At 55.9% G+C, this 15,796-nt stretch carries 17 protein-coding genes; 15 read left to right on the top strand and 2 right to left on the bottom strand.

Features of this window, described 5'->3' with window-relative positions; all coding sequences use genetic code 11:
• The 15 genes from sctJ to EIP93_RS12080 all read left to right on the top strand — a co-directional run bounded on the left by sctJ (position 1) and on the right by EIP93_RS12080 (position 13,838).
• A complete protein-coding gene (sctJ, locus tag EIP93_RS12150) occupies positions 1-768 on the top strand; it encodes a type III secretion system inner membrane ring lipoprotein SctJ (protein ID WP_103860595.1) in 768 nt (255 codons plus the stop codon).
• The gene (locus EIP93_RS12145) at positions 765-1,397 is read left to right on the top strand and encodes a type III secretion protein (RefSeq protein ID WP_125232763.1); all 633 of its coding nucleotides are present in this window, start codon (positions 765-767) and stop codon (positions 1,395-1,397) included. The genes sctJ and EIP93_RS12145 overlap by 4 nt, the downstream gene beginning before the upstream one ends.
• A gap of 33 nt (positions 1,398-1,430) precedes the next feature.
• Positions 1,431-2,030: a type III secretion system stator protein SctL gene (gene sctL, locus EIP93_RS12140; RefSeq protein ID WP_125232762.1), complete on the top strand. Its 600-nt coding sequence runs from the start codon at positions 1,431-1,433 to the stop codon at positions 2,028-2,030.
• A gap of 143 nt (positions 2,031-2,173) precedes the next feature.
• The gene (locus EIP93_RS12135) at positions 2,174-2,398 is read left to right on the top strand and encodes a type III secretion protein HrpF (RefSeq protein WP_009112566.1); all 225 of its coding nucleotides are present in this window, start codon (positions 2,174-2,176) and stop codon (positions 2,396-2,398) included.
• Complete coding sequence (locus EIP93_RS12130) at positions 2,385-2,819, top strand: type III secretion system chaperone (protein ID WP_125232761.1); 435 nt, start codon at positions 2,385-2,387, stop codon at positions 2,817-2,819. The genes EIP93_RS12135 and EIP93_RS12130 overlap by 14 nt, the downstream gene beginning before the upstream one ends.
• Complete coding sequence (gene sctC, locus EIP93_RS12125; RefSeq protein WP_125232760.1) at positions 2,812-4,881, top strand: type III secretion system outer membrane ring subunit SctC; 2,070 nt, start codon at positions 2,812-2,814, stop codon at positions 4,879-4,881. The genes EIP93_RS12130 and sctC overlap by 8 nt, the downstream gene beginning before the upstream one ends.
• Positions 4,882-4,908: 27 nt before the next feature.
• Positions 4,909-5,100, top strand: a complete 192-nt coding sequence (hrpT, locus tag EIP93_RS12120; RefSeq protein ID WP_044207430.1) for an HrpT family type III secretion system protein — start codon at positions 4,909-4,911, stop codon at positions 5,098-5,100.
• A complete protein-coding gene (locus EIP93_RS12115; protein ID WP_109225709.1) occupies positions 5,093-5,440 on the top strand; it encodes a type III secretion protein in 348 nt (115 codons plus the stop codon). Before hrpT ends, EIP93_RS12115 begins: the two co-directional genes overlap by 8 nt.
• A 144-nt stretch (positions 5,441-5,584) precedes the next feature.
• Positions 5,585-6,655, top strand: coding sequence for a type III secretion protein HrpN (locus EIP93_RS12110; protein ID WP_107332831.1), 1,071 nt, complete (start codon positions 5,585-5,587; stop codon positions 6,653-6,655).
• A 498-nt stretch (positions 6,656-7,153) separates the two neighbouring features.
• Positions 7,154-9,181, top strand: a complete 2,028-nt coding sequence (locus tag EIP93_RS12105) for a type VI secretion system Vgr family protein (protein WP_125232759.1) — start codon at positions 7,154-7,156, stop codon at positions 9,179-9,181.
• Positions 9,178-9,975 carry a DUF4123 domain-containing protein gene (locus tag EIP93_RS12100; RefSeq protein WP_103860604.1) on the top strand — a complete coding sequence of 266 codons (798 nt, stop codon included), beginning with the start codon at positions 9,178-9,180 and terminating at the stop codon, positions 9,973-9,975. Before EIP93_RS12105 ends, EIP93_RS12100 begins: the two co-directional genes overlap by 4 nt.
• Positions 9,975-11,969 (top strand): T6SS phospholipase effector Tle1-like catalytic domain-containing protein, encoded by a 1,995-nt coding sequence (locus EIP93_RS12095; protein WP_125232758.1) that lies wholly within the window; start codon positions 9,975-9,977, stop codon positions 11,967-11,969. Before EIP93_RS12100 ends, EIP93_RS12095 begins: the two co-directional genes overlap by 1 nt.
• A 17-nt stretch (positions 11,970-11,986) precedes the next feature.
• Entirely contained in the window at positions 11,987-12,676 is a 690-nt protein-coding gene (locus tag EIP93_RS12090; protein WP_226310364.1) for a DUF2931 family protein, read from the top strand.
• Positions 12,677-12,820: 144 nt separating this feature from the next.
• The gene (locus tag EIP93_RS12085; RefSeq protein WP_223878617.1) at positions 12,821-13,522 is read left to right on the top strand and encodes a DUF2931 family protein; all 702 of its coding nucleotides are present in this window, start codon (positions 12,821-12,823) and stop codon (positions 13,520-13,522) included.
• A gap of 49 nt (positions 13,523-13,571) precedes the next feature.
• On the top strand, positions 13,572-13,838 hold the full coding sequence (locus EIP93_RS12080; protein WP_103860606.1) for a type VI secretion system PAAR protein: 267 nt from the start codon (positions 13,572-13,574) through the stop codon (positions 13,836-13,838).
• Positions 13,839-13,934: 96 nt separating this feature from the next.
• On the opposite strand, the gene EIP93_RS12075 is transcribed toward EIP93_RS12080, so the two are convergent.
• Complete coding sequence (locus tag EIP93_RS12075) at positions 13,935-14,258, bottom strand: DNA-binding protein (protein WP_116362638.1); 324 nt, start codon at positions 14,256-14,258, stop codon at positions 13,935-13,937.
• 1 nt (position 14,259) lies between these two features.
• A complete protein-coding gene (locus EIP93_RS12070; protein ID WP_109225715.1) occupies positions 14,260-15,735 on the bottom strand; it encodes a pectate lyase in 1,476 nt (491 codons plus the stop codon).
• Positions 15,736-15,796: the final 61 nt, after the last annotated feature.

The raw sequence follows: 15,796 nt of genomic DNA, 5'->3' as shown, positions 1-15,796 counted from the left end.
ATGAAAATCGATAAGCGAGTGTTTCTTCTGCTGATCGGGCTAGTGGCTGGCTGTGGCGAGCCGATTGAGCTGAATCGCGGGCTGTCGGAGAACGATGCCAACGAAGCGATTTCGATGCTTGGCCGCTATCAGATCGGCGCGGAGAAACGGATGGACAAAACCGGCGTCACGCTGGTGATCGATGCGAAAAACATGGAACGTGCCGTCAATATTCTTAATGCGGCGGGTTTACCGAAGCAGTCGCGTACCAATCTGGGCGAGGTTTTTCAGAAAAGCGGTGTGATCTCGACGCCGCTGGAAGAGCGCGCCCGCTATATCTACGCCTTGTCGCAGGAAGTGGAGGCGACGCTGGCGCAGATCGACGGCGTGCTGGTGGCGCGGGTGCACGTGGTGCTGCCCGAACGTATTGCCCCCGGCGAGCCGGTTCAGCCAGCCTCGGCGGCGGTGTTTATCAAATATCGTGCTGAACTGGAGCCTGATGGGATGGAGCAACGTATCCGTCGTATGGTCGCCAGCAGCATCCCCGGCCTGTCTGGCAAGGATGATAAAGAACTGGCGATCGTCTTTGTTCCGGCGGAACCGTATCAGGACACGATCCCCGTCGTCACGCTGGGGCCGTTTACGCTCACGCCGGATGAGATGCGGCGCTGGCAGTGGAGTGCGGGGTTGTTCGGTTTGCTACTGGCTGGGCTATTAGGCTGGCGCGTTGGCACGCCTTACCTGCGGCAGTGGCAGCAGAAAAAAGCGGGGGCGTCGTCGTCACCATGACCACACAAGCGCAAAAGCTGGGGCGCGAATCGGGTGACATCACACCGTTTGCCTGGCTGATCTGGTGGGCAGAAGACTGCCTGTTACAGGCCGATCCCAGTTGGTGGGGCGGGAATGTGAGGTTGCCTGATTCGCCGTCGCGGCGCGACTGGCTGCATGTGAACGCCGCGCAACTTCATCGCCATTTTTCTCTGCCGCCAGTGCTGCCGCCGGATCCGCTTGCCTCACTGATACAAATGAGCGCGCTGGATACGGCGCAGCGGGAAACGGTACTGCGGCTGATGGCTCGGGTGTGTCAGCCCGTGCGTAATCCAGATCGCTCGGACGCGGAGGGCATATGGTGCGAGCGGCTGGCAAAGGCGCTGCGGCCGGGCTTATGGCTACCGTCATCAATCACCTTTTCTGTTTCATCATCGTCGGCGCCCTCCGCTGCGGGCTATCAGGATGCGTTGGCGCTGCTGCGCATTCGCTATGGTGAAACGTGCTGGCCGCGTCTGCGGCTGCTTTTTCCTCGCGATTGGCCCCGTGACTGGGAACATCATTGCGATACCCCGACGATGTCATTGCCCGCCGCACGGCTGAATGCGCTGTGCGATGCCCTGATCTGGAAGGCATCGGCACCGACCTAGAATCGATTTCACCTTGCACAGTAAGGATGACTAATGCTGACAACGAAGACGTTTGTGACATTACCCGGCGCGAGTCGGGATGAAACGGTGATTATTCCGGCGGAGCGCATCGCAGCGCATCGGCGCAGTCGGACACTCTGGGAAGAGGCTAATGCGCAGGCCGAGACGATTGTGGCGCAAGCGCACGACCGTGCCCGAACGCTCTGTGAGCAGGCGGTAGAACACGCAGAAGCGGGATTCTGGCAGCAGGCGAATGCGCTATTACAGGGTGTTCAGCAAGAGCGGATGGATCTGGAAAAAATCATGATTACGCAAGCCGGACAGCTGCTGCGCGATGCGTTGGCGCATTTGCTGGACAAAACGCCCGCACCGTCGCGTCATCACGCTTTATTGCGGCAACTGCTGAAGCAACAGCAGGGAGAAAGCCGGGGAACGCTGTACTGCCATCCCGCCCAGCTTGCCGACGTGCAGCACTGGCTGGATGCATATGCGCATCTGGAGTGGCGTCTCGCCAGCGATGAGGCGCTGGATAGCGATGCCATGAAGCTGATTACGGCGCATGGCGTGATGTCGCTGAGCTGGCGACAGGCGACGGCGCAACTGATTCCTCCTGAATATCCCGCCGCGATGTGAAATCACTGCCCGCCACTGGGAACTGCCCGCTTAGGTTAACCACTCACTATTGAGTCAATGACATGACGTTTAGGTAACGGCCAAAACGTCAAGTCAACGACCCAAACCGTTTGTGAGGAAAATACCTTATAGGAGAGCGTGCTATGTCCCTTAACCCCATTCAGCGTCGCCTTGACGCGCACCTGGTCGATTCGCAGCAGCAACTGGATGATATTGCACTGAATGTTGCCGAAGGCGGAGCCAGTCAGGCGGACAGTTACGCCTTTTTTGAAGCCAGTATGGATTATTCCAATGCCAGTTGGGCAGTCGGGCAACTGTTGAGCGTTAAACACGGCTTGGCAAAGGCCATCATCAATGACTTCAACTGAGTTGGCCGCGATGCTGGAGCGTTGGCTAAACGGCGGGACGCCGACGCTAAAGTTGGACATTGACGGTGGCGCGGTGACGATGGTGCGACAATCTTCGGGCGTGGCGTGCAGCGCGGCCATTCCGCAGCGTGCCACACCCGATGAGCCGATGCTGGCGCGCGCATTACAGCTGGCTGACGCCGCCCACGCCCAGTTTCAGGATGACACCGCCATACTGTCGCTTTCCCCACAGGATGAACAGTTCTGGCTCTGGATGCGGCCCGATGCCGATGACGTCATGCAGCTGTGCCGCAGCCTGGAAACCTTACTGAATCAACGGGATGTCTGGCTGAGCCTGCTCACGCCGCGTGCGAAAGCACCCGTTTCCGCGCCACTGAATCTGAACACGCTCGCTTTTTTGCAAGGAGAACGACATGCGTAAGGGATTGATACGTCATCGATCGTATAGCACGTTGCTGGCGGTCTATCGCTGGTTTTGCTGGGCGGTGGTGCTGATGGGGATTATCCCAGTGAACGGGATCATTTCGCTGGCGCACGCCGCCACGCCACCCGACTGGAATAAGGGCGCGTATGCCTATTCTGCCGAGCAAACGCCACTGTCTGCGATTTTGACGGGTTTTGCCAACAGCCACGGTGTGGATTTGGTACTGGGTAATATTGCGGACAATGAGGTTACGGCGAAAATTCGGGCGGATAACCCCGCGCTGTTTCTCGACAGGCTGGCGCTGGAGCATCGCTTTCAGTGGTTTGTGTATAACAATGCGCTCTATGTCAGTCCGCAGGATGAACAGGCGTCGGTGCGGCTGGAAATTTCCCCGGACGCCGCGCCCGATATCAAACAGGCGCTCAGCGGTATCGGGCTGCTCGATGCGCGCTTCGGCTGGGGGGAATTGCCAGAAGAGGGCGTGGTGCTGGTCACCGGCCCGCAGGCGTATATCGATCTGATCCGTAATTTTAGCCAGCAGCGGGAAAAGCAGGATGAACGGCGCAAGGTGATGATTTTTCCGTTGCGCTATGCCTCGGTATCTGACCGGACGCTGCAATATCGCGATCAAAAAGTCACGATTCCCGGCGTCGCGACCATTCTCAATGAGTTGATGGATGGTCAGCGTGCCGCACCAGCGGGCGCATCCGGCCCGATGCCCGTGCAGCCGGATAACGGCATGGAAGCGATGCGGGACAGTACGCGTTCGCTGATGACCCGGCTGGCAACGCGTAACAACCCAGGTCGCAACGGTGAGGCATCAGGCCGTGTGACGCTGAGCGGCAAGATTTCCGCCGATGTGCGTAATAACGCGCTGTTGATTCGGGATGATGAAAAACGCCGGGCGGAGTATCAGCAGCTCGTCGAGCATATCGACGTACCGCAAAATCTGGTCAACATTGATGCCATTATTCTGGATGTGGACCGGACCGCCATGTCGCGGCTGGAAGCGAACTGGCAGGCACAGCTCGGCAATGTGAGCGCGGGTAGCACGATGATGATGGGGCGGAGTACCCTGTTTGTCAGCGATTTCAAACGCTTCTTCGCCGACATTCAGGCGCTGGAGGGGGAAGGAACGGCTTCCATTGTTGCGAATCCTTCCGTGCTGACGCTGGAAAATCAGCCCGCGATTGTCGATTTCAGCCGGACGGCATTTATCACGGCCACGGGCGAGCGTGTCGCGGACATTCAGCCCGTGACGGCGGGGACTAGCCTGCAAGTGACGCCGCGTGTGATCGGCGAAGGCGCGCAGCGCAGCATCCAACTGGTTATTGACATCGAAGACGGTCAGGTGGAGACGGGGCGTGAAGGTGAGGCCTCCGGTGTGAAACGCGGTACCGTCAGCACGCAGGCGCTGATTGGTGAGAACCGTGCGCTGGTGTTGGGCGGTTTTCACGTTGAAGAAAGCGGTGACCGCGATCGTCGCATTCCGATCCTCGGAGATATCCCGCTGCTGGGACAACTGTTTACCTCGACGCGTCATGAAGTCTCGCGCCGTGAGCGCCTGTTTATTCTGACGCCGCATCTGGTCGGCGATCAAACCGATCCCACGCGCTATGTTTCCTCCGCCAATCGCCAGCAGTTGAACGGTGCGATGAACCGCGTCGCGCAACGCAACGGTAAAACGGATCTCTACAGCCTGATTGAAGGCGCGTTTCGCGATCTTGCCAGCCGCCAGCTTCCCGCCGGGTTTCAGGCCGACAGCAAAGGTGCGCGATTGGGAGAGGTGTGCCGCTCGCAGTCGGGCCTGATCTACGACAGTTCGCGCTATCAGTGGTACGGCAACGGTCAGGTGCGTCTGAGCGTTGGCGTCGTGCGTAACGGCGGCACACAGCCGCAGCGTTTTGATGAAGCCGCCTGTGCCAGTAGCCGCACGTTAGCGGTGGCCGTGTGGCCGAAAACCACACTGGCACCGGGAGAATCCAGCGAGGTTTTCCTGGCTTTGCAGCCCGCGCTGACGCCCCAGCCAGCCCGACGTAACCTGCTGATATCTCGGTAGCGATCTCAATTAAAACAGGAAGTTGTCATGAATCATAAAGCACTGTCCGTCGCGCTGATAGTACTCCTGCTGAGCGCTTGCAATGCCCCGCGGCAGGTCGCCAACTGCGCCTCGGTGACCTGTCGCCCGCAACCTGAAACGCGGCAATTAATCATCTGGTGGCAGCCCGATTTGCGTAGTGGCCCGGCGGATTACAGCAGGGTCAGCGTGGATGAGTGAGCCCGCGGTGGAATTCGACAATCAGCATGACTTTCTCACGGCGCTGGAAACGGCGCCGGCCGCTTGTTGGACGGTACAACCGGGCGTCACGCTGTGGTTTACGGCAGTGCCAGAGCGGCAGGCGACGCTTACCTTAACGCTGGCTCCCGCTCGACATTACCCCGGTATGCTGCGGCAAATTTTACAACGCCGCTTTCTGGAGGCTGACGTGCTGTTTGCCATTAGCCTGAGCCTGGATGAACAGCAACATCTGCGGTTACATCGGGCATTATCCACATTGACTGATTCAGTTGCGGCAATCGACGAACTGTGGCGTTTGGCCGGTCTGTCGCCGCGCTGAACCGTGAAAAAGTCATGCGTTTTCGTGCGTACGATGGGAACTGAGCAGGCAAGAAAATCACTTAATGGGGGAGTGTCACAATCACGCGGGCTGACCGCACATCATTGGCGCTTTCATAACCCATTTACTCATTGAGGAAACATTATGCTTAATTCTCTTGGTGGCGGAGCTTCTCTGCAAATCACGATCAAAGCGGGCGGTAACGGCGGTTTATTTCCATCTCAGTCTTCACAAAATGGCGGATCGCCGTCGCAGTCTGCGTTTGGTGGCCAGCGTAGCAACATCGCAGAACAGCTGTCCGATATCATGACGACCATGATGTTCATGGGCAGCATGATGGGCGGCGGCATGAGCGGTGGCCTTGGCGGTTTGGGTAGCAGTCTGGGCGGACTCGGTGGCGGTTTACTGGGCGGTGGTCTGGGGGGCGGTCTCGGCAGCAGCCTTGGCAGCGGGTTGGGAAGTGCGCTCGGCGGTGGCTTGGGCGGCGCGCTGGGTGCCGGTATGAATGCCATGAATCCATCGGCCATGATGGGCAGCCTGCTGTTTAGCGCGCTGGAAGATCTGCTGGGCGGCGGCATGTCACAGCAGCAGGGTGGGCTTTTCGGCAACAAACAGCCGTCGTCGCCGGAAATTTCTGCCTATACCCAAGGCGTTAACGATGCACTGTCTGCTATTTTGGGCAACGGCCTGAGCCAGACGAAAGGGCAAACGTCACCGCTGCAATTGGGCAATAACGGTCTGCAAGGCTTGAGCGGCGCGGGTGCGTTTAATCAACTGGGCAGCACGCTGGGGATGAGTGTTGGGCAAAAAGCCGGTTTGCAGGAACTGAACAACATCAGCACACACAATGACAGCCCAACGCGTTATTTCGTCGATAAAGAAGATCGCGGAATGGCGAAAGAGATTGGTCAGTTTATGGATCAATATCCTGAAGTCTTCGGCAAGCCGGAATACCAAAAAGATAACTGGCAGACAGCGAAGCAAGATGACAAATCCTGGGCTAAAGCGCTGAGCAAGCCGGATGACGACGGTATGACCAAGGGCAGCATGGATAAATTCATGAAGGCGGTTGGCATGATCAAGAGCGCGGTGGCGGGTGATACCGGCAACACTAACCTGAGCGCTCGCGGCAACGGCGGTGCGTCTCTGGGCATTGATGCGGCGATGATTGGCGACCGTATCGTCAATATGGGGTTGAAGAAGCTCTCCAGCTAAACGGAAGATTGAGGAGAGCAGGGCGGAAGTCTTGCTCTCTTGTTATTAATTGCAGAAAAACTATTTCACTATTAATCAATTGATTGGCCTGTTTTCAGCCCTTTCTTCGCACTATTGAGTTTTCACTTCGCTTGCTATCCTTTATGCGCCATTTTTATCAACAGGACTCGCATTAAGGATGTTACAGGGAACGTTCTCATTATTCTGCCTATCGCTTAATACCCGCGACTTTCTTGCCTCCTACTGTGTGATGAACACACCGAATCTCTACTCGCCCTGAATTTTCTACATTTTTCTCTAGCGTGGTGTTTTTAGCCAATAGGGCGTCTTTATAACGTCTTGTCTTATCAATGTGATGCTTTATCAATCTGAACTGTGGTGTGAGCAGACTCAGACCACAGTTTAAGCATTTTGCTTTTCATCAGGGTAGCGGCGAAACGCATCGGCGCATGCAGTAGCTATGGCAGCAGGATAAGAATAACAATAAGGAGAAAGCCGATGGCAAACAGTACAGGATTACAGTTCACCGTAAAGGTTGGTGCCCTGGAAGCAGGCACTTTCGCGGTGGTGGATTTCAGGCTGGATGAATGGCTGAACCGGCCTTTCAGTCTGTCGCTGAGTCTGGCGAGCGCGTTGCCGGATGTCGATTTTGGCGCGGTGCTGGACCAACCGTGCGAGCTGATGATTTGGTATGAGGGTGAGCTAAAGCGTCGGGTCAGCGGGATTATCAGCGGCTTCACGCAGGGCGACACCGGATTCCGGCGCACACGCTATCAGGCGGAAGTCCGTCCAGCCCTGTGGCGGCTAGGGTTGCGTACCAACGCCCGCATCTTTCAGGCCCAAAAGCCGGAGGCGATTATCGGTGTACTGCTGGAAGAAGCGGGCATTACCGACTACGCCTTTGCGCTGCGTAACGAGCACGCAGTGCGCGAATATTGTGTGCAGTATCGGGAAAGCGATTTAGCCTTTATCACCCGTCTGGCTGCCGAGGAGGGAATGTACTTCTTCCACGAATACGAAGAGGGCAAACACCGGGTGGTGTTTGCCGACGATGCGGGTGCACTGACCAAAGGCCCCGAGCTGTTCTTCAATCTGGCGACACAAGGGCTAAGCGAGGGCGAATACGTCCGGCGCTTCCACTACGCGGAGCGGGTAAGCACATCGGACGTGGAGCTGAAGGATTACAGCTTCAAGACGCCGGCTTATGGGTTGTCGCACAAGAAAACGAGCGGCGAACTAGAACACCAGCGCGAAAGTTACCAGCACTACGACTATCCGGGGCGCTATAAGCAAGACCCGAGCGGCAAGGCGTTCAGCGGTTACCGGCTGGATGCGCTGCGCTCAGGAGCGGTGACGAGCGAAGGGGAATCTAACTGCGCGGGGCTGATGCCGGGCAACACCTTCACGCTGACGGAGCATCCAAATACGACGCTGAATGCGGTGTGGCAGACGGTGAGCGTGACGCACGTCGGGCAACAGCCGCAGGCGCTGGAAGAGGAAAGCGGCGGCGAACCGACGACCATGAGCAACAGTTTTGCCGTGGTGAAAGGCACGACGACGTGGCGTGCTGCTATGCCGTACAATCCGATGGTGGACGGCCCGCAAATTGCGACGGTGGTTGGCCCAGCAGGTGAAGAGATTTACTGCGACCAGTACGGTCGGGTAAAACTGCAATTCCCGTGGGACCGCTACGGCGCGAGTAACGACCAGAGTTCCTGCTGGGTGCGTGTCAGCCAAGGCTGGGCAGGCGGCCAGTACGGCATGATCGCGATCCCACGTATCGGCCATGAAGTGATCGTCAGCTTCCTTGAGGGCGATCCGGATCAGCCGATTGTGACGGGCAGAACCTTTCATGCGACTAACCGCCCTCCTTACGATCTGCCTGCCCACAAGACACGCACCGTACTACGCACGGAAACGCATCAGGGAGAAGGATTCAACGAGCTGCGCTTTGAAGATCAAGCCGGGCAGGAGGAGATTTATATTCACGGGCAGAAAGATCTCAACGCGCTTGTTGAAAATGACGTCGTCTGGCACATCAAACACGACGCGCATACGGATATTGATAATGAGCGAGTGACCCGCATCAAAGCCAACGATCACCTGACGGTTGAGAATGAGAAACGTGACCACATTAAAGGGGAGCACTCGCTGACCGTTGATGCCTCAATGCACCAGAAACTGGGGCAGGCACTGCTGGTTGAGGCTGGTGAGGAAGTGCATGTGAAAGCTGGGGTCAAGATAGTGCTTGAAGCTGGCGCAGAGTTGACGCTGAAAGTTGGGGGAAGCTTCATCAAGATCGATCCCAGCGGCGTGAGTGTGGTCGGGGCGGCTATTAATATTAACTCCGGCGGCAGTGCTGGCAATGGTTCTGGCTGGGCAGGGCAGATACCCATCCTGCCGGGTAGTGTTGCAGTGCCTCCGGCACCACCAGCAACGTTACCCGCCCCTGCTATTCATAAAAGCATGGAATCAATGTCTCCGCTTGTTAAGCCTTGCCCGCTCGCAAAGGGAGGTAAAGCATGAGCCTGAATACCTGGCGAGCAGAGCATGGAGGGACACTCTTTGCGATCGTCGATGGGGCGGCGGATTACTCGGCGGTGGCGCGTTTCTATGAACTCAGCGAGGGAGAAGCTTTTCCGCTCTTTGCTGGTACGCCGTTTAGTGATCAAGCCGCACTAGGCCCTTGGCTACTACTTAATCCTTCTCTCGAGTTTGTGGCGGATTCTCCCGAGTTGCACGGTTTTTATCTGGTCAGTGAACAGCCAACTGACATGGTTCGCCGCCACTGGCAAAGCCTGATACAGGTTATCCGTGAAGGGGAGGTTGTCTGTTTCCGTTTCTCTGAACCTCGTATCTTCCTGCCGATGTTCTGTGCCATGAGCCAGGAAGAGCAGACTGCCATTCTGGGGCCTTGCACTGGACTCTGGATCAACGGCAGTGGGTTTACGCGTAACCCTGATACCCCGTTTCATCCCTCGTTAGAAACGCCCTGGTTTCATATTCGTTCGCATCATCTGGCAGCGCTGTATGACGACGAACGTCACGCCTATATTCTTCGTCGGCGTCTGTGGCAGGTCATGACGAGCATGATGGAGCGTCATCCCGACCCGGCAGGCACTATTTTGCTAGTTCTCAGGCAAGCCAATGCGGAGGGAATTCAGGGTGACGTGCTTGATGGCGTGGTGGCGGGAGCCTTGACCTTGCAGGTCGGGCTTCCTCTGGAGAGTATTCGAGCGCCGCTTATGCTGACTGAAGCAGAATTCGCTCAGGTTAACCACTGGATGGTGCAGCATAATGCGTTAATAGGAGTTAATTGATGGCAGCCGATCCTTATTGCATCCCCTGCGAACATTACGATGGCTGGATAGAGATTGATGTTCGTGATGAACACAACCGTTCGTTTAAGGGGCTAAAAGCGACACTAACCGACGATACCGGCAAGGCCGAAACGGTGAAGCTTAACGACGGGCCGACGCTGGTGCGCGGTTTTGCCGTTGGCCCGATAGCGGTCAAACTGGAGACGCAACCTTGGCTCAAGGCGGCGCAATCGCATGAGGCCTTGAAGGAAGGGCAAAGTGCCGTGCCTAGCTATGTGGCAGAAAAAGTCGGACATGATGACACGCCACGTGAACATATTAAGGCGACCACGGGTGACCTGTGCCTTACCGCGCCTGAACAACCGTTGCCAGAAGCGCATCAGGAAGGAAAATCCGGAAACGTTCGCTTATTTACTAAACATTCCTACGTCATCGAAGTAAAAGGCTACCAGATCAACGTATTGCGTATTGGTGTGTTCTTCGATGGTACGGGGAATAACACTTATAACGCTGAATCCGGTCTTAAAAAAGTGGAGCAATGGCTGGCAGAAACCTGTTCCGATCCGGCACAACGGGAGAAAGAGCTACGCGGCTGCCAGATGGGACGGCTTCCGGTGAGTGACAGTGCGGCTAACGATATTACAAACGTAGGAAAACTGTACGATCAATATCTTTTTGGGGCAAAGACATTCAGTGCTCATAGCTATATCAGCGGTATCGGCACCCGCGATCCGGTTGCGGGCAAAGATGGCATGGAATACCAAACGGACGATATGTTGACGAAGGGGCTGGATCTCGATTTTGGTGGTGAAAATACCTCTATCGTGGGCAAGGTGAATCAGGCCTGTGAACAAGGGATTGTTGCTGCGGTTATACGCGACTTGGAAGATTCGTTATCCAATATTGAATGTATTCACCGGATTGTGTTCGATGTCTTTGGCTTCAGCCGCGGAGCGGCGGCGGCACGCCATTTTGTTAACGTCATCGACCAAAAGGCCGATCATCCGCTGGTGCAGGCGGTGGCCAATACCCCCACCATCCGCCTGAAGGCGGGATTTGACTGGGCAAACCGGGACTATGTGCGTACCACCTTTGTCGGGATTTTTGATACGGTGGCCTCATCGTACCATCCCAGCCTCAATATCCGTTTGCAGGATGACTGTGCCGAACGGGTGGTGCATCTGACGGCGTTGGATGAGGTGCGAAAGTACTTCCCGTTAACGCGCATCACTCCTACGGCGATTGGCACCAGCATCCCCCCGCACTTTACTGAACTGGCGCTGCCGGGTGCACACTCGGATATTGGTGGCGGGTACTATAGCCGCTGGAGTCTGCCTAACCCGAACAGCGACCCGGCACTGACGGAATGCCTTGAGCTGGAACGCTTTATGAGCGAGGAAGCGCCGACGACGCTGGATACGGAAAGCCGAGCCTATCGTCAGGCACGCGCCTATGCCGAGGAAAAGATCGCGCAAGGCTGGGTTGATCGGCTTCACCCACATTTAGCGCGTGCCACCACACCACCCGTAGGGGCAATTAGCCTGATCCCCTATTCATTTATCCGGCGGCGCGGTAAGGATGATGCATGGCCTAAAAAGGCGGTTTATGTGGAAGTGGTGATGAGTCGGGTGGTCGAAGGCGAGTATTCCCGCATTCCATTACATATGATGGTGGAAGCGGGACGCGCTGTTGGCGTGCCGTTTAAGGACTGGGATCCTACAGTAAGTACACTGAGTCTTGAGTCTGGAGCCATCAAATTGCCAGCGGTGAATCTGACCAAACTGGATGAGAACTGGGCGTTGGCGGCCACCGAGCAGGGCGTGATAAAAAATCTGAGCCAGCAGCTTCCGGCAGCTGTGTATCGGGCGCTGCGCCGTGACTATGTGCACCGCAGTGCCAGCAATCAGGGCATATCCAGTCCGGCGGGAATCCATAAACAGGAAACCACCGTGAGCAAGGAACGGCGGCATATCATCGGCAATCTGGAGGCATGATGTTAAGAGCGTTTATTATGGCAGCAGGGCTGTGTGTTTCGTTGGTTGCCTGCTCAACACCGAACCCCAAAAAAATCATTAACTGGTCTTATGGTTCAGGCAGCAATATTGACAGTTTTTGTACAACAAAAGCCACCTTTTACCATAAAGGTGAAATTGTATTCAGCTATCCCGGAGGGGGATGTAACGCCGGTGCGCCGTACAAATATATCATTGATAGAAAATACTATTGGGCGGGCGGCGGGGGATTACCTACCGATGGTGTTCCCATCCCTGATAAGGCTTCGATAGAGATGGTGTCCTTCTATGACCGCAAACGCTACCGCATTAAGGTTGATTTGCCTGCCGATTTGACCCAAAAGATGCGGCAGCGTTACCAAATTGGTGAGCGCATAGACCAACGTAGCTGGCTCTATTTTGGCTTAGCCCCCGGCGGTTATTATGAGGTGCTATTGAAAGGCGATAAGTTGCTTGTCAAACCAGACCTCTTGCTTGCCCGTGGCATTGCCGAAGAAGTGACCGACAATTGGTATGATAAAAAATTTCCAATCGGCGTGAGTCAATACACAGTGACGCTTCAAAACTTTGACAAAGAATACGGCGAGCTATTTAAACAACACCCTATCCCCTTAGGTATGGACTGGGCACCGATTATGGATGCCTACCGCGCTAAGCAGCCTAAAACCGATCAACAGCCGATTAACTAACACGATGTCACTAACGCAACAGACTGGACGAGGGCCTGTTGCGTTGCCTTCTGGCAATCAGGGCATATCCAGTCCGGCGGGAACCCACAAACAAGAAACCACCGTCAGCAAGGAACGACGGCATATCATCGGCAATGTGGAGGCATGATGTTAAGAGCGTTTATTATGGCGTTGGGGTTATGCATTTCGCTGGCCGCCTGCTCAACCCCGAATTTCAAAACTCCGGTTAGCTGGCGTTATGGTACGGGCAGCAATATTGATGAAACGTGGACGACCAACGTTGAGTTTTATCGTGGTGGGACGTTTATCGGCGGCTATCCAGGAGGAGGCGTAGGACCTGGCGTTAGTGTAAAAAGGATTACGCAAAAGCGCTATTACTGGGCGGGAGGTGGCGGCTTACCGGTAGACGGCATGCCTGTTCCCGACAGGGCGATTATAGAGATGGTGTCCTCCTATGATCGCAAACGCTACCGCATCAAGGTTGATTTACCGGCCGATTTGGCGCAGCAGATGCAACAGCGTTATCAGATTGGTGAACGTCTTGATCAACGAAATCGGCTCTATTTTGGCTTGGCACCCGGCGGTTATTATGAGGTGGTCTTGATGGGACGCGGGCTTGGCGTTAGTCCAGATCTCTTGCTTACCCGTGGCATTGCCGAAGAGGTCACCGATGATTGGTATGATAAAAAGGTACCCGTAGCCAGACAATACGGCATTGATGATTTCGACAAAAAATACGGCGAACTGTTTAAACAGCACCCTATCCCATTAGGCATGGACTGGGCACCGATCATGGATGCCTATCGTGCCAACCAGCCTAAAACGGACCAGCAGCCGATTAAATAACGTGATTTATCTCTCGGTGTGTGCTCAACGGATTAAGAAGGGACTAAAAATGGGAAACGCAGTTAAATTAGGCGATAGCGACACCGGGCACGGTAACCATCTGCCGACGCCCGTCGCGGCGGGTTCATCAACGGTTAAGGTTGATGGTATGCCGTTGGCCCGACAAGGCGATCCGCTGGCTCCTCACGGCCATGACCGGAGCATTAGCAGCGGTTCATCCAGCGTACTCGTTGACGGTAAACCCGCGGCGCGAACGGGGGATGGTGTGAGTTGCGGTGGTGTGTTGATTGGGGGAGGAACCGTCACCATTGGGTGAGGGTTTACTGACGCCTGATGTCTAGCTAATCGAGCCACAAAAAGCCAGCACAGGTTTCCCAGGCTGGCTTTTCCCCGGTGCGGTATGGCGCACGTATTACAGTTGACGCACCGCAATAAAACGATCGGCGATCAGGCGGGCGACCCAGAACGAGGTCTGTGCCACGTCGCTATGTAGCCCGTTCTTCGTATGGATGTCGGCCTGATGCAGGAAATCCTGCTCCAGCGAGTCCACAAAGGCATCGAACTCGAACTCACCCCGTCGCAGCGATCCTGACTGGCTGAGTACCGTGTTCAACTGTGTTCTCACTAAATGGATCGCCTGCGTGAACGATTCACGTTGCGTCGGCGTAATGTATCCGCCTTGTCTGGCGATATCCGCCCAGCGTGTCGGTGCGGGAGAGGTCATCGTGGTTGGCATCTTACTTCACCTGTAAGTTGGCGGAATCCGGCACTTTGTAGTGATTATTGACGTTCGTCAGGTTGATATTGCTGCCTTTGACGTTCAGCCCTTCACTGTCGCTTTTCACGAACGAGAACTTGCCGTTTTCTGCGTCAATGTTGCTCAGATTCAAGTTCCAGTTACCTTGTTGTCCGCCGTTGGTGCGAACAAACGTACCGAAATCTTTCGCTTTGAAATTATCGATGGTCAGGTTGGCATCCGCGTTCAACTGGAAAATCTTATCGGAAGCGCCCTGAGCGCTACTGTTGGTGATTTCAACGTTGGCAGGCTTACCAGTATTGGATTTCACCGTCAGCGCATCTTCACCCACGTTGGTCCAATGCACGTTATCAATTTTGGCATCGCCGCGCACGTGTACGCCATCTGCCGCATTGTCACCAAACACCACGTTTTTCAGCGTTGCGCCTGGAGCCAGCTCAAATAGCGGCTTCTGGCCTTCAGCCTGGCCGCCGTCGCCTAACTTGCTGCCTGCGGTAAAGGTTTTACCACCGCCGTCAAAGACTTCGCCGGGGCCGACTTTGATGGTGTCATTTACCACGGTGGCATCACCGCTGGCCTTTGGGAATGCAACCGGGCCAGCACCTGCTGTTGACGTCGCGGGGGATGTCGCCGAGCCGCCATCAACGCCAGTTGGGGCGGCTGTTAGTGGAGCAGACGCGCCGCCGCCGCTACCACCAACGGGTGAAGACGGCGCTGATGGTGCAGCAGGTGAACCACCGCCGCCAGCAGAGGGAGCAGACGGTGCGGCAGGCGAGCCACCGCCGGATGAAGCCTGCGGCGCGCCCACTGACGGCGATCCACCGCCTTGTGATTGTCCTTTTTCTTGCGGCTGACCGAATTCACCTTTCTGTGAATCCATCAGATTGCCGATCAATTCCAGCAGCGCTTTTAGCAGATCGTTACCGCTCAGTTGACCACCGCCGTCTGCCGTTGGGCTAATCGCATTATCTAATGCGCTGCCTGCCGAATCTTGCAGTAGGGAACGGCTCAGATCTTCTGGATTTTGTGTACCGCCTGCGCCACCCGTGCCGGATGAACCCGCCAGCGGTGAGGCACCGCCGTTGCCGCCTGCTGCACCCGACGAACCGGAAGAGAGTGGATTCCCCGCTTCCTGACCATTTTTGCCCTGAATCAGCGTTTCTAGCAGTTTCATCAGTATATCGGCAGGGCTGCCGTTTTGCCCTAACGCCGAGCTGCCACCGTTGCCCGCGCCGGCCTGACCCAACGGGCCGCCATCGGTTGAGGATGGCGTATTGCCCTGTGCATTAGGCAAGAGCGCGCTAAGCAATGTGCCCAGCGCTTCCATAAGTTGGCTATCCTGCTGCGCAGAACGCGGTGAAGCCCCGCTGTTGCTGCCCGAAAGCGGGGAATTAAGACCTGTCGATGACAGTCCTGCGCCGGGTTGTATGCTGAGCGTAATCGTCATATCAGCCATAACATTTCCTTGAAAGTGAAGTGAATAGTGATGAGTCATTAACAGGCTTACGTCTGTTGCG

It is taken from the genome of Pectobacterium versatile (genome assembly GCF_003932035.1).
In the GTDB taxonomy this organism is placed as follows: domain Bacteria; phylum Pseudomonadota; class Gammaproteobacteria; order Enterobacterales; family Enterobacteriaceae; genus Pectobacterium; species Pectobacterium versatile.
This window is presented reverse-complemented; position numbering and strand designations above follow the sequence as displayed.

What these genes read in the sequence shown, in the direction of transcription:
- EIP93_RS12145 (WP_125232763.1), top strand. Translation starts at nt 765, where the DNA reads ATGACCACACAAGCGCAAAAGCTGGGGCGCGAATCGGGTGACATCACA.
- hrpT (WP_044207430.1), top strand. Translation starts at nt 4,909, where the DNA reads ATGAATCATAAAGCACTGTCCGTCGCGCTGATAGTACTCCTGCTGAGC.
- EIP93_RS12105 (WP_125232759.1), top strand. Translation starts at nt 7,154, where the DNA reads ATGGCAAACAGTACAGGATTACAGTTCACCGTAAAGGTTGGTGCCCTG.
- EIP93_RS12100 (WP_103860604.1), top strand. Translation starts at nt 9,178, where the DNA reads ATGAGCCTGAATACCTGGCGAGCAGAGCATGGAGGGACACTCTTTGCG.
- EIP93_RS12080 (WP_103860606.1), top strand. Translation starts at nt 13,572, where the DNA reads ATGGGAAACGCAGTTAAATTAGGCGATAGCGACACCGGGCACGGTAAC.
- EIP93_RS12110 (WP_107332831.1), top strand. Translation starts at nt 5,585, where the DNA reads ATGCTTAATTCTCTTGGTGGCGGAGCTTCTCTGCAAATCACGATCAAA.
- EIP93_RS12090 (WP_226310364.1), top strand. Translation starts at nt 11,987, where the DNA reads ATGGCAGCAGGGCTGTGTGTTTCGTTGGTTGCCTGCTCAACACCGAAC.
- EIP93_RS12095 (WP_125232758.1), top strand. Translation starts at nt 9,975, where the DNA reads ATGGCAGCCGATCCTTATTGCATCCCCTGCGAACATTACGATGGCTGG.
- EIP93_RS12135 (WP_009112566.1), top strand. Translation starts at nt 2,174, where the DNA reads ATGTCCCTTAACCCCATTCAGCGTCGCCTTGACGCGCACCTGGTCGAT.
- EIP93_RS12085 (WP_223878617.1), top strand. Translation starts at nt 12,821, where the DNA reads ATGATGTTAAGAGCGTTTATTATGGCGTTGGGGTTATGCATTTCGCTG.
- EIP93_RS12070 (WP_109225715.1), bottom strand. Translation starts at nt 15,735, where the DNA reads ATGGCTGATATGACGATTACGCTCAGCATACAACCCGGCGCAGGACTG.
- sctC (WP_125232760.1), top strand. Translation starts at nt 2,812, where the DNA reads ATGCGTAAGGGATTGATACGTCATCGATCGTATAGCACGTTGCTGGCG.
- sctL (WP_125232762.1), top strand. Translation starts at nt 1,431, where the DNA reads ATGCTGACAACGAAGACGTTTGTGACATTACCCGGCGCGAGTCGGGAT.
- EIP93_RS12075 (WP_116362638.1), bottom strand. Translation starts at nt 14,258, where the DNA reads ATGCCAACCACGATGACCTCTCCCGCACCGACACGCTGGGCGGATATC.
- sctJ (WP_103860595.1), top strand. Translation starts at nt 1, where the DNA reads ATGAAAATCGATAAGCGAGTGTTTCTTCTGCTGATCGGGCTAGTGGCT.
- EIP93_RS12130 (WP_125232761.1), top strand. Translation starts at nt 2,385, where the DNA reads ATGACTTCAACTGAGTTGGCCGCGATGCTGGAGCGTTGGCTAAACGGC.
- EIP93_RS12115 (WP_109225709.1), top strand. Translation starts at nt 5,093, where the DNA reads ATGAGTGAGCCCGCGGTGGAATTCGACAATCAGCATGACTTTCTCACG.